This is a genomic window from Lysinibacillus sp. NPDC097279, from assembly GCF_044761745.1.
Taxonomy (GTDB): Bacteria; Bacillota; Bacilli; order Bacillales_A; family Planococcaceae; genus Lysinibacillus.
Genome location: NZ_JBIWDA010000004.1, coordinates 1 through 13,135 on the forward strand (window position 1 = coordinate 1; position 13,135 = coordinate 13,135).

Here is a 13,135-nt window from a genome sequence, read left to right on the forward strand (position 1 = left end):
GTTCGTCCTGAGCCAGGATCAAACTCTCCATAAAAGAAATTTGATTAGCTCAAATTGTTTTGCTGGCATCAATTTTGATGTCCAAAATTTTGTTTCGTTCACTAACGAAGTTAGCTACTAAAAACTATATTGATTACGTTTTGCTTGTTCAGTTTTCAAGGTTCATTTTGCATTCGCTTGTTTTTAGCGACTTTTTTAATATAACTTGTTTTCAACAAGAAGTCAACAACTTTTTTCAAATCGTTATTTTCAAGCCGTACTTCTTGTTAAGGACAAGTAATAATATATAATATAGCAATATAAAAATCAAGCCTTTTTCTTAAAAAACTTTAAAATCTTTTTATCGTCCACTACAAACAATAGAATCCCTACTATTACAACTAATCCACCAACAATCTGTGTTGCGATTAAATACTCTTTGAAAATAATAAGAGCTAAAATAGCTGCTCCAATTGGCTCGAATAAAATAGCAATTGAAACCACATTCGTACTAACATATTTAATAGACCAATTAAATAAAGTATGACCTAATAAATTAGGAACAATGGCTAATAAAATAAACCACGTCCAGTCCATCGAAGAATAAGGACCGAATGATTCCCCTTTTATTAGTACATAGAAAAACAATGTAATTGTGCTCACTACGTAAACAATCATTGTATAAGTTACAAGTGAAAGTCGTTTTCGTACATCCTGTCCAAATAAAAGATAGGTTGTAATAAGTGCGCAAGCAATTAATGCAAGCATATCTCCATAGAAAGCAGAGCCACTAAGCTTAAAATCACCCCAGCTAATTAATACACTACCAACGATGGCAATTGCTCCAGCTAGAATGGTTTTTAAAGTAATAGCTTCTTTAAAGAAAAAGTATGTACCGACAAACGCAAAAAGTGGCTGAAGTGTCACAAGCACAGTTGAACTTGCAACAGATGTGTAATTTAGTGATTCAAACCACAAAATAAAGTGAAATGCTAAAAATACTCCAGCAATTGAAGAAAAAAGCCAATCCCTCTTAGATAAGTGCTTTAATTCTTTCGTATATTTCATGAAAAATAACGGTGCCATGATTATGACAGAAAACAACATACGATAAAAAGCAATAACACCCGACTCCGCATTTGCTAATTTTACAAAAATGGCTGATAAAGATACTGATATAACGCCAATAAAAATTGGGATATACGGATGAATCTTTGGTTCATTCATTGAAATCGACCTCCAGAAAAAAAGCTTATACATCATTACTTTCATGATGTACAATACAAAAAAGTAATGTACATATAATAATGACAGCTTGCATATCTCTTAGCAATACGAAATATAAATGGAGGGGTGCGTTTGGAAACATTATTGGAGAATATGATTACATATGAAGTTGGCATAAAATTAGTTATTGCAGCCACATTAAGTTTAGTAATCGGCATTGAGAGGGAATTAAAAAAGAAACCTGTTGGATTAAAAACCAGTTTAGTTATTGCAACATTCAGCTGCTTACTTACAATTATCTCGATTGAGACCGCATACTCAACACCTCCAAGAACAGACATTAATATAACGATGGACCCTCTTCGTCTGGCAGCCCAAATAGTAAGTGGCATTGGGTTTCTTGGAGCGGGAGTCATATTAAGACGCGGTAATGATAGCATTTCGGGTTTAACTACCGCTGCTATGATTTGGGGAGCTGCTGGTATCGGAATTGCTGTTGGTGCAGGCTTCTATATGGATGCTACTTTAGCTGTAATTATTATTGTGTTCGGTATTGAAGTATTGTCTCCATTTCTTATGAAGATTGGACCAAAAAGAATTCGTATGCGAGAAGTTTCGTTAAAAGTTCAAATTGATGATGATAGTAACACGGAATCATTCCTTCTATTTTTAAAGGACAGCAATATTGTAATTGAAAACATTCGTATAAAAGACATTCCTTTAGGTAATAATCAAGTGTTACACGAATTAGATTTCCGTTTATCGTTGATTGTCTCAGATAACTTACTGTCGTTTTATCGTTCATTACGTACCTTACCTTATATCGAAAAAATTGAGATGGAAATTTTAAACTAGCTGGAGGATTCTTTAATGACAGAAATATTAAAACTACTCAAGGAAGGTAATAAGCCTTCATTAATGGCTGCATGTGTCAACGCATTTTTAGGTATCATAAAAGGAATTGCCTTCTTTTTCACAGGCAATGTCGCTATGTTTGCCGAAATGATGCACTCACTTGGAGATGCAGCAAACCAACTATTCGTATATATTGGTTCAGCGTTATCTAAAAAAGCTCCTACAAAAAAATTCCCTGGGGGCTTTGGTCGAATCGTCAATCTAGTTTGCCTGTTTGCCGTTATAATTGTAGCTATTCTTTCTTACGAGACGATAAAAGAAGGCTGGCATCATTTTATGCATCCTTCTGGTGAATCAAAAGGAATGCTGATTGCACTTGGTGTTTTATTTATCGGGATTGTATTAGAAGGAACTGTTCTTGCCAAAGCGGCAGTCGAAGTACTTCACGAAGCAGGACAAGAAAAAGCTGGTATGATGTCTATTCCAAAAGCATTTGGTTTTTTAAACCGTGCCAAGCCTGCTACAAAATTAGTTTTTATGGAAGATTTAGTAGCAACAGGTGGTAATGTTTTAGCCTTTGTCGCTATCTTAATTGCCCATTTTACAGGTTGGACGAGAATCGAAGGACTTGTTTCAATTATTATCGGCTGTATGATGTTTTATGTAGTCGGAAAGGTTTTCTTAGATAACGCTCGCGGGGTAATTGGTGAAACAGATGAAGAAATGCTCAATCATATCGCCCATCTCGTAATGGATGATCCTAATATTAAAGATATTTTCCGCTTAGAGGTTGTAAAAGAAGGCGAATTTTTACACGTTGAATTAGTCGCTGAGGCAGATGCAAATTTATCACTTGCCTTTCTAGATGATGTCCGCGATCATTTAACAGAAGTAATTTTAAGTCAAAAAGGCGTCTCAAAAGTAGCTATTTTATTTGATGAAGATGATGGTAAAGTTAACTGGGTACACGTCGGTGAAAGACCTTCAATTGCCTATAAAAAACAATAACAGTAAAGCCAATTGCCTATACTGGCAATTGGCTTTATTTTTATAATGCGTTTTGTAAAATTGTACGAACATCGTCTTCTTGTAGCTTATTAAAGTTACCAAAAGGTCCGTTTTGCATTGCATGCTCAATAATTTGATCGAATTTCGAATCATCAATATTATAATCAGCTAAACGGTTTGGCGCATCTAAAGAAGTCCAAAATGCTGACAAACGATCAATTCCCTCATAAGCAATTTCTTCTGCCGTTTTTCCTGTCGCATCTACACCGAAAACACGAATGGCTAAACCTGCAAAACGTTCTGGGTTTACAGGCACATTTAATCTCATCCAATGAGGTTGTAAAATGGCTAAACCACCAGCATGAGGTATATCGTAAATTGCTGATACCGCATGCTCAATATTATGGGATGCCCAATCTCCGCGTGAGCCAATTGATAAGAAACCATTTAAACCAATCGTCCCAGCTAGCAAAATCGTTTCACGTAATGCAATATCTTCTAAATCTTTTAGTAATTTAGGTGCTGTCGTCACAACAGTTCGTAAAACACCCTCACACATTTCATCAGTCACAGGCGTATTCGTCGTGTTGTGGAAATATTGCTCCAAAACATGGGACATCATATCGACCATACCGTAAACTGTATGATTTTTCGGTACTGACACTGTGTATGCTGGATTTAAAATCGAAAATTTAGGGAACGCAGCAGGGCTACCCCAACCTAACTTTTCTTCTGTTGCTGCATTTGTAATAACAGAGCCTGAATTCATTTCAGAGCCTGTAGCGGCTAATGTTAAAACTGTTCCAAGTGGCAAGGCATCTTGAACTAATACTTTTCGTTTAACAATATCCCATGCGTCGCCATCATATTTAGCACCAGCAACAATTAATTTAGAACAGTCAATGACAGAGCCGCCACCAACAGCAAGCACAAGATCAATACCTTCTTTTTTACAAATATCAATACCAATTCGCGCCGTTTCTACTCGCGGATTAGGCTCTACCCCACTTAATTCAAATACTGTTTTATCTGCTTGTTGTAGCTTCTCAATAACAGCATTGTATACACCATTACTCTTGATACTACCTCCACCGTAAACCATTAGCACCTTACTTCCATACTGCGCTAACTCTTTCGGTAATTTTTCCAGCGCATCTTCACCAAAGTGTAATTTTACTGGGTTAAAAAATGTAAATGAATCCATTAAATTCGCCCCTTTCTAGTTGGATTTTCTCATAATTACAATGCAGAAAGCAAAGATTTAAAACCAAAAAATGCAATGGGTGACAGGCACTCACACAATTTCGATGCATACTAAAGGAAAATCCACTTCGTCTGCACAAACAACTTGTATGCGACAGCGAGGTGACGGCTTACGTTGTGCTGAGCGAAAGCGCCCTATAGCTCAAATTAACGGCATTTAAGCTTTTACATAAAAAAGACATCCCTAATTAGGAATGTCTTTGTAAATATCTATTGATTAAACCCAACCACGGAAGCGAGATGCTTCTGCAGTACGGCGCACACCAACCATATATGCAGCTAAGCGCATATTGATGTTACGTGTAGTCGCAGTTGTATAAACATTTTCAAATGCATCAACCATTTTTTTGTAAAGGCGTTCTTCTACTTCTTCCTCAGTCCAGTAATAACCTTGGTTATTTTGTACCCATTCGAAGTAAGAAACTGTAACACCACCAGCAGATGCTAATACGTCTGGTACAAGTAAAATGCCACGCTCTGTTAAAATTTTAGTCGCCTCTGAAGTTGTTGGGCCATTTGCTGCTTCAACGACAATGTTTGCTTTAATATTATGCGCATTATCTGCAGTAATTTGGTTTTCAATTGCAGCTGGAACTAAAATATCACAATCAAGCTCTAAAAGATCTTTATTTGAAATTGTGTTTTCAAATAAAGTTGTTACTGTTCCGAAGCTATCACGACGATCTAATAAGTAGTCGATATCTAAACCTTCAGGATCATGAAGTGCACCGTAAGCATCAGAAATACCAATAACTTTGGCACCTAAATCATTCATGAATTTAGCTAAGAAGCTACCTGCATTACCAAAACCTTGGATTACAACACGAGCACCTTTAATGTCGATACCACGTTTTTTCGCAGCCTCTTCGATAACGATTGTTACACCTTGAGCAGTTGCACGATCACGACCTTGAGAACCACCAAGAACTAGTGGCTTACCAGTAATGAAACCTGGAGAGTTGAATTCGTCCATACGACTGTATTCATCCATCATCCATGCCATAATTTGTGCATTCGTAAATACGTCTGGAGCAGGAATATCTTTTGTTGGTCCAACGATTTGACTAACCGCACGAACATAACCACGGCTTAGACGTTCGATTTCACCCATAGACATTTGACGTGGGTCACAGATGACACCGCCTTTACCTCCGCCATACGGTAGATCTACAATTCCACATTTCAATGTCATCCACATTGAAAGCGCTTTAACTTCCTCTTCGGATACAGCTGGATGGAAACGTACTCCACCTTTAGTTGGTCCTACTGCATCATTATGTTGTGCACGGTAACCAGTAAATACTTTTGTAGTTCCATCATCCATTTTAACTGGAATGCGGACTTGTAGCATACGAAGCGGTTCTTTTAGTAGTTCATACATTGCTTCGTCATAGCCTAGTTTATTAAGAGCTTCTTGAATAACATCTTGAGTTGATGTGAACAGATTTAAGTTTTCAGACATTTTAAATCGCCTCTTTGTTTTTTTTAATGATTGTATATCGGCATCATTGTAACACACTTCTTAATTAAAATGTGAACATTTTGTTAAAGTTTAAATACTTTTTCAATTTGAGCAATAGACCAATCTAAATCTTCTTGAGAAATAACTAGTGGTGGAGCAAAACGAATTACAGTATCATGTGTTTCTTTACATAATAAACCTAATTCTTTTAGTTTTTCACAATATGGACGAGCAGCTTCTGTTAATTCCATACCGATGAATAAACCACGACCACGAACATCTTTAATCACTGGGTTGTTAATTTCACGTAGTTTACCTTTGAAATATTCACCAAGTTCTTGTGAGCGCTCTGCTAATTTTTCATCTAATAAAACTTTAATAGATGCGATAGAAACCGCACATGCTAATGGATTTCCTCCGAAAGTTGAACCGTGAGAACCAGGATTGAAGACACCTAAAATTTCACGATTAGCAGCTACACAAGAAATAGGGAATACACCGCCACCTAATGCTTTACCTAGGATGTACATATCAGGTTCTACTTCTTCCCAATCACATGCAAACATTTTACCTGTACGCGCTAAACCAGCTTGAATTTCATCCGCAATAAATAAAACATTATTTTCACGGCATAATTCACGTGCAGCTTTTAAGAAGCCTTCTGGTGGAATAACAATACCAGCTTCACCTTGAATTGGCTCAATTAAAAATGCAGCTGTATTTGGTGTAATTGCAGCTTTTAACGCTTCTAAATTACCATAATCAACAAGTTTGATATTTGGTAACATTGGTCCGAAGCCACGACGGTATTCTTCATCAGATGATAAAGATACTGCTAGCATCGTACGTCCGTGGAAGTTTCCGTTACAAGCGATTAGTTCTGCTTTACCTTCTTCTACGCCTTTTACATCATAAGCCCAACGACGAGCAGCTTTAAATGCAGTTTCTACAGCTTCTGCACCTGTATTCATAGGTAAAACCATTTGTTTATTTGTTAATTTACCTACTAACTCATACCATTCACCTAAGTTTTCACTATAAAATGCACGAGAAGTTAAAGTTACTTTATCAGCTTGTTCTTTTAATGCAGCAATAATTTTCGGATGGCGATGCCCCTGATTCACTGCCGAATATGCTGATAACATATCTAAGTATTTGTTTCCTTCTGGATCTTTAACCCAAGCACCTTCAGCCTCTGCAATAACGATTGGCAGTGGATGATAGTTTGCAGCACCGTAATTTTGTGTTTGTTCAATAACTTGTTGTGATTTTGTCATATAGCATTCTCTCCCTACTAACTTAAAATGAAAATCTAAAAAGATTGGTCTGTTTAACAGTTTTAATAAAGGAGCTATTTAATAGAAACAACATGAAAATTCGTCTGCTATTTAATGAAGCTGCACGCCTCGTAGGTATTACAATCTACGAGGCTTTGCTAGCTCTTTCTTCTTATTTAAACAATCCATCTTTGAACATGTGGTTTTATGCCACTCAAATCAGTAAAAATTAAAGCATTTCTGAAGTTGTTTTTGCTTGCATATGAAGTTGTAGGTAGTCTGGGCCACCAGCTTTTGAGTCAGTACCTGACATGTTGAAGCCACCAAATGGTTGGTAACCAACGATAGCACCAGTACAACCACGGTTGAAGTATAAGTTACCAACATGGAAATCTTCACGAGCTTTTTCTAAGTTCATACGATTGTTTGTAATAACCGCACCTGTTAAGCCGTACTCTGTGTCGTTTGCAATTTCGATTGCTTCATCGAAATCTTTTGCTTTCGCAATTGCCACAACTGGTCCGAAGATTTCTTCTTTCATAATACGAGCAGAACGGTCTACGTCTGCGAATACTGTTGGGTTGACGAAGTAACCAACTGAATCATCAGCTGTACCACCTGCTACAAGGCGTCCTTCACCTTTCCCAATTTCAATGTATTCAGTAATTTTATTAAATGCTGCTTGGTCAATAACTGTCGCCATGAAGTTGCTGTTGTCAGCTGGGTCACCAACTGTTAACGCATTTGTAAGCTCCGCTACACGGTTAACAACTGTATCATATACATCTTCTACAATAACGGCACGAGAACATGCTGAACATTTTTGACCTGAGAAACCGAAAGCTGATTTTACGATTGATTGTGCAGCTAATTCTAAGTCTGCTTCTTTATCAACTACGATTGTATCTTTACCGCCCATTTCAGCGATAACACGTTTAATCCAAATTTGACCATCGTTATGTGTTGCAGCACGTTGGTTAATACGTAAGCCTACATCACGAGAACCTGTGAAGCTGATGAAGCGTGTTTTTGGATGATCTACTAAGTAATCCCCAACTTCTGCACCTGAACCTGGTACATAGTTAACTGCACCTGCAGGTAGTCCCGCTTCTTCTAAAACTTCAATAAATTTATAAGCAACAACTGGTGTTGTTGAAGCTGGCTTTAATAATACTGTGTTTCCTGTTACTAAAGCTGCAACTGTCGTACCAGCCATAATAGCGAATGGGAAGTTCCATGGTGAAATAACAATACCAATACCTAATGGAATATAATCGTAACGGTTGTATTCGCCTGGACGGCTTTCTACTGGTTGGCCGTCTTTAATACGTAACATTTGTCGACCATAGTATTCAAGGAAGTCAATTGCTTCTGCTGTATCAGCATCTGCTTCATTCCAAGGTTTACCAGCTTCTTTTGTTAATAGTGCTGAGAATTCATGTTTGCGGCGACGGATAATTGCTGCTGCTTTAAATAACACGTCAGCACGAATAGCTGGGTCTACTTTTTTCCAAGTTTTAAATGTTTCATCTGCTGCTTGCATCGCTTTTTCAGCTAATTCTCTGCTTGCTTTTGAAACGCGACCGATTACTTCTGTTTTCTTTGCTGGATTATATGAAACAATTTTATCTTCTGTTGTAATACGTTCTCCGCCAATGATTAGTGGATAGTCTTGACCTAAATAACCTTCAACTTTATTTAATGCCTCTAAATAAGCGTTGTAGTTTGCCTCTTGAGAAAAATCTGTAAATGGTTCGTGTTTGTATGGAATCATACTATATCCTCCTTTTGTGAGCTGTAAATATTTAGTGTGCAAAAAACATTGACGCAAAATATTTTTGCGTATAAAATATTCTTACACTTATTATAATGCAAAATTTCGTTGCATATTTCAAGTAAAAAATTTTTGAGGTGCACATTTTATGAAAAATTCTGAACCCTTATTACCCTTTTATGAGTTTATTGCAACTAATGTATCCGTTGGTATACATGCGATTGACGAAACAGGTAAAACAATTATCTATAATTCAAAAATGAAAGAAATTGAAGGATTTCATTTTGATGAATTAGCAGATCGTTCAATTATTGAGTTGTTTTCCTTCCGTCAACATGAAAGTACTTTGATGCGGGTATTACAAACAGGCTTACAAGAAATGAATGTGAAACAAACCTATTGGAATAAAAATGGTCATGAAATTACAACGATTAACGATACTTTTCCACTTTTTAAAAACAATCAACTAATCGGTGCTATAGAATTTGCACGTGATATAACATCTTTAGAAAAATTAGTGTATCAGCCGCTCCGTCGATATGGTGAGCCTTTAACTTTTGATATGATTACCGCTGTTTCAGAGACGATGCAACAAGTGATTGTAAATGCTAAAAAAGCTGCCGCAGTAAAATTACCTATATTGCTCATCGGAGAGTCTGGGACTGGAAAAGATTTAGTTGCAGAAAGTATTCATCATGCCGCTTCGTCTGATCCTGAAGCTTTCGTTACACTGTTTAGTCGACGTTCAGCAAAATCAGTGCTTGATAAAATGGAAGAGCTTTTGCAGGATGATAAAGCATATACATTTTTCTTTGAACGCATTGATTTTTTAAGCCTCCCCATTCAGGAGCAATTACTCGAACTATTACAGTCGCTTCCACAATCAAAATATATGCTGATTGGTAGTGTCGGCAGTGATCCGATTACGTTGATAGCGGAGAAAAAGCTTTCAAAATCTTTATATTATTTCTTTGCAACCATGTCTATCACCATTCCTAATTTAACAGACCGAAAAGAAGATATTTTACCGTTTGTAGATGATTACTTTAGTCGCCATCGTGAGCGCTTTGCATCAAACGTAAAAGAACTAGCACCTGATGTACAAGCATTATTCTTACAATACGATTGGCCTGGCAATCTAAAAGAACTCGAATTATTACTTGATGAAATTGTGTCATTTATGACAACTGAAACAACTGTTACATTCGATTTACTCCCAGTTCATTTTCGTTTTAAAGTGCAAAGCCAGGATACTTCTGAACGCGAACCTGAATTTTTCATGTTCCAACAGCAAAATGATGTCATGCCGCTCGATGCTTATTTACGAGAAGCCGAATCCTATTATGTGCAAAATGTCTTAAATCTATATGAAGGTAACATAACAAAGGCTGCTGGTGCACTTGGCATGAGTCGCCAAAACTTGCAGTATCGCATACGGAAGATGAAAAAGGATTAATCCTAATACTGTTTATAAAAAACGAGGATGCCTTCTCATGGAAGCATCCTCGTTTTTTAATGTCCTGACTGTTCGATCCAGTCCTGTAGTTTATCTTTTAGGGAATTAAAGCCATTTGCATCGGATTCATCTACACGATCCTGTAATGATTTCCGTGGTGTTGCGTCTTTTTTTCTTATTGCTACTGGGCGTTCTTGTAAGGCACGGATCGATAAACTAATTTTTTCGGCCGCTTCATCGATTTCAAGTACCTTCACTTCGACCTCTTGCCCTACTGATAAAAACTCACTGACGTCTTTTACAAAGCCGTACGTAATTTCAGAAATATGCACGAGCCCTTGTGTATCGTCATCAAGTGCTACAAACGCACCGTACGGTTGAATACCTGTAACTTTTCCGGTCAATACGTCTCCTAATTCATATTTTTTTGCCATAACCTTTGCCCACTTTCTATATGTTTGCTACGTATATATCACGTTAAATTATAACATACGTCAATATCTGGAGCAAAAAATCGTCCCACTAATCAATGATCTCCGTTATACGATAATAGCCTCCCTCTTGTTTTGAAAATTTTATAAGAAATTGCCTCCCGTACTGATCTTGTTTATTGACAGCAACACGAGCAGCTACAATTGGATAAATCCCATCGTACTCACCTAGCTGACTAAATATGTTTAAATCTTTCATCGTTTGTAACAACAAACTTATATTCAATTCGGAATTTGGCATTAATAAGGTATTTTGCAATGATTCATCACCAATAGTTATGGCATATAAGTAAAGCGCAGCAATATTTATTGGGCGAAGTTGATTTAATATAGCTACATCATTATTTTGCTTGTATTGCTCATATATTCCCTTAATTTGCTCAATACGAGCATCACTCATATCAACAATACTAAAATCACTATCGTTAATATAACCTGCTGTTTCTTCCCGTGTCTGTAAAAGTATTGTCCATATATCATAAGATGCGAGTTGTGATAATGTTTCAGAATGATTCGTTTGTTGGAATTCCTCTGAAATATTGGCAGATGTCCGTTTCATGACCTCACCATACTTACCTGCAGCCACTTCTTGTAAAAACGTTAAATATTTCTTATCAGGTTGCCCATCTTCCGCTAAGGCAGGATATTGTTTAGTGCCTTGCAATAGAGCCACCCACGTATTTTTAAAGGTTTCTTGTAATAACTTGTAGTTGGGAGAACCCGCATTGACATCCGCTAATAACGTACGTTCCATTACTTTAAGCGATTTTGCTGTTTCTTCTCGTGAATAGCGTAAATCATCAACTAATAATAAATAGCCCATTTTTAAATATTCAAAATACCCAAAAACATCAGGATGTAATTGATTGATATAGGCTGGTGCAAATTCCCCATCAATAGGGTTCGCTTTAAAATAAAACGAGCCTTTATCATCCATTTTCAGCTCCATATATTGATTGTTAGCAGCTTCAATAATTGCTTTTAAATCTGATGGATATTGCTTTTCATCAGCTTTCTTCAGTAGAGATTTATACGGTTCTAGTAGCTTACTATAAAAATTCTCCAACTCTTCAACAGAAATAACGTATTGATTATAAACTTCATACGATTCGTCAAAAGTTAAATTTTCATATGATTTAATCGTCTCTATAGCCCTTTTAGGAGTCATTAAATAGTATAAGACGTATTCTTCAACATTCTGTGCACTATCACTTGAGGACGAGTGTAAGTTATTTGCTATATAAAAATCCAACATTGTATCTGCTGTTTGAATAAATTCAAATGCTTGCAGTTCATCTTTCGAAACTTTTAATTCTCTTCTAATGTCCTCTTTTCGACTATTATATTTTTTCGTTATATAGTCGGCTGCATCTTCCTCTTCAGCCTCTTTTACGGGAATACTTTGCGGCACTTCCGTTTGAGTATTTTCTTGCTGTTTCATTGTATAGAGCGTCACTAACAGACCAACTAACAATACGCTTGCAATACTCGCTAGCCAGACTGCTGGCTTTTGCCATTTTGGGGAGGGCTTCTTTTGAGTGGCAATCGTTTGCTTTGCGAGTGCTTCTTCTTCTTCGATTTGCTTGAAAACATCTGCTGGATTTAATTGTTGTTCCATTCGGTCGTAAGATTTTTTCAATAATGCCATGCGTTTATCAAATTGTTTGTCATCCATTTTCAACACTCCCCTCCTGTGTCAAAGAGACTTTTAGTTTTTCCTTTGCGCGTAAAATTCGTACTTTGACCGCCGACAAAGAAATCCCAAGCACCTCTGCAATTTCCTCGTATTTCAACTCATGAAAGTAGAACAATACAAGTGGATAGCGATATTTTTCATCAAGTGCTTGAATAATCTGGTGTAATAATCGATCTTCCTCAAAATTTAATACGTGCTTTTCAGCCGAAGGACTATAATTTTGTCGCTGAGCATTTAACAGCTCCTCCTTAGCCTGCTCACGTTGCTCCTTACGATAGTAGTCACGCGTAGCATTGAGTGTCACTTTATAAAGCCATGTCGTAAATCGATCCTGCTTAAATTGATGTAAAAAGCGGTATAGTTTTACAAAAACTTCTTGTGCAACATCCGCTAAATCACTGCTATGTACGCCACATTGATAGGCAAATTTTTCAACTGTTCGCTGATGGATGCGAATTAGTTCAATATAGGCATCTTTATCTCCTTGTTGTGCTCGTTCGATTAATTCGGACTCATTCACTCGTTATCCCTCCTTTTTTATGTAACGACCCATTCTTCCTAATTGTTACATTTTGACCGAATTGATGCTAGAACATAGTTTACGCTAATAAAACTGATTGCATCAGCTTTTGTTCAGTTAAAATGAC

General features: G+C 36.9%; 11 protein-coding genes. 3 read left to right on the forward strand and 8 right to left on the reverse strand.

Annotated features, from left to right (window positions below):
* Positions 1–306 precede the first annotated feature (306 nt).
* Entirely contained in the window at positions 307–1,206 is a 900-nt protein-coding gene (locus tag ACIQ1H_RS15975) for a DMT family transporter (RefSeq protein ID WP_402890040.1), read from the reverse strand.
* Between the two features lie 132 nt (positions 1,207–1,338).
* Here ACIQ1H_RS15975 and ACIQ1H_RS15980 point away from each other — a divergent pair, with 132 nt between their 5' ends.
* A complete protein-coding gene (locus ACIQ1H_RS15980; protein ID WP_402890042.1) occupies positions 1,339–2,061 on the forward strand; it encodes an MgtC/SapB family protein in 723 nt (240 codons plus the stop codon).
* Between the two features lie 15 nt (positions 2,062–2,076).
* Positions 2,077–3,069, forward strand: a complete 993-nt coding sequence (locus ACIQ1H_RS15985) for a cation diffusion facilitator family transporter (RefSeq protein WP_402890043.1) — start codon at positions 2,077–2,079, stop codon at positions 3,067–3,069.
* A gap of 40 nt (positions 3,070–3,109) precedes the next feature.
* Here ACIQ1H_RS15985 and ACIQ1H_RS15990 read toward each other — a convergent pair whose 3' ends face one another.
* The 4 genes from ACIQ1H_RS15990 to pruA all read right to left on the reverse strand — a co-directional run bounded on the left by ACIQ1H_RS15990 (position 3,110) and on the right by pruA (position 8,845).
* Positions 3,110–4,273 carry an iron-containing alcohol dehydrogenase gene (locus ACIQ1H_RS15990; protein ID WP_402890045.1) on the reverse strand — a complete coding sequence of 388 codons (1,164 nt, stop codon included), beginning with the start codon at positions 4,271–4,273 and terminating at the stop codon, positions 3,110–3,112.
* A 276-nt stretch (positions 4,274–4,549) separates the two neighbouring features.
* Positions 4,550–5,794 carry a Glu/Leu/Phe/Val family dehydrogenase gene (locus ACIQ1H_RS15995; protein WP_173479743.1) on the reverse strand — a complete coding sequence of 415 codons (1,245 nt, stop codon included), beginning with the start codon at positions 5,792–5,794 and terminating at the stop codon, positions 4,550–4,552.
* Positions 5,795–5,877: 83 nt separating this feature from the next.
* On the reverse strand, positions 5,878–7,071 hold the full coding sequence (locus tag ACIQ1H_RS16000) for an ornithine--oxo-acid transaminase (protein ID WP_173479744.1): 1,194 nt from the start codon (positions 7,069–7,071) through the stop codon (positions 5,878–5,880).
* Between the two features lie 229 nt (positions 7,072–7,300).
* Complete coding sequence (gene pruA / locus ACIQ1H_RS16005) at positions 7,301–8,845, reverse strand: L-glutamate gamma-semialdehyde dehydrogenase (RefSeq protein WP_401012590.1); 1,545 nt, start codon at positions 8,843–8,845, stop codon at positions 7,301–7,303.
* A gap of 148 nt (positions 8,846–8,993) precedes the next feature.
* On the opposite strand from pruA, the gene ACIQ1H_RS16010 reads away from it, so the two are divergent.
* Positions 8,994–10,301, forward strand: a complete 1,308-nt coding sequence (locus ACIQ1H_RS16010; protein WP_173479746.1) for an AAA-type ATPase lid domain-containing protein — start codon at positions 8,994–8,996, stop codon at positions 10,299–10,301.
* Positions 10,302–10,357: 56 nt separating this feature from the next.
* Here ACIQ1H_RS16010 and yugI read toward each other — a convergent pair whose 3' ends face one another.
* From yugI to ACIQ1H_RS16025, 3 genes are all read right to left on the reverse strand, one after another.
* Positions 10,358–10,735, reverse strand: coding sequence for a S1 domain-containing post-transcriptional regulator GSP13 (yugI, locus tag ACIQ1H_RS16015; RefSeq protein WP_173479747.1), 378 nt, complete (start codon positions 10,733–10,735; stop codon positions 10,358–10,360).
* 88 nt (positions 10,736–10,823) lie between these two features.
* On the reverse strand, positions 10,824–12,467 hold the full coding sequence (locus ACIQ1H_RS16020; RefSeq protein ID WP_402890048.1) for a hypothetical protein: 1,644 nt from the start codon (positions 12,465–12,467) through the stop codon (positions 10,824–10,826).
* The gene (locus tag ACIQ1H_RS16025; RefSeq protein WP_402890050.1) at positions 12,460–13,008 is read right to left on the reverse strand and encodes an RNA polymerase sigma factor; all 549 of its coding nucleotides are present in this window, start codon (positions 13,006–13,008) and stop codon (positions 12,460–12,462) included. Before ACIQ1H_RS16025 ends, ACIQ1H_RS16020 begins: the two co-directional genes overlap by 8 nt.
* Between the last annotated feature and the right edge of the window lie 127 nt (positions 13,009–13,135).

Bases quoted from the DNA above. Each gene is read 5' to 3' on its own strand.
- ACIQ1H_RS16010 (WP_173479746.1), top strand. From the start codon at position 8,994: ATGAAAAATTCTGAACCCTTATTACCCTTTTATGAGTTTATTGCAACT.
- ACIQ1H_RS15985 (WP_402890043.1), top strand. From the start codon at position 2,077: ATGACAGAAATATTAAAACTACTCAAGGAAGGTAATAAGCCTTCATTA.
- ACIQ1H_RS15975 (WP_402890040.1), bottom strand. From the start codon at position 1,206: ATGAATGAACCAAAGATTCATCCGTATATCCCAATTTTTATTGGCGTT.
- ACIQ1H_RS15990 (WP_402890045.1), bottom strand. From the start codon at position 4,273: ATGGATTCATTTACATTTTTTAACCCAGTAAAATTACACTTTGGTGAA.
- ACIQ1H_RS16020 (WP_402890048.1), bottom strand. From the start codon at position 12,467: ATGGATGACAAACAATTTGATAAACGCATGGCATTATTGAAAAAATCT.
- ACIQ1H_RS16000 (WP_173479744.1), bottom strand. From the start codon at position 7,071: ATGACAAAATCACAACAAGTTATTGAACAAACACAAAATTACGGTGCT.
- pruA (WP_401012590.1), bottom strand. From the start codon at position 8,845: ATGATTCCATACAAACACGAACCATTTACAGATTTTTCTCAAGAGGCA.
- ACIQ1H_RS15995 (WP_173479743.1), bottom strand. From the start codon at position 5,794: ATGTCTGAAAACTTAAATCTGTTCACATCAACTCAAGATGTTATTCAA.
- yugI (WP_173479747.1), bottom strand. From the start codon at position 10,735: ATGGCAAAAAAATATGAATTAGGAGACGTATTGACCGGAAAAGTTACA.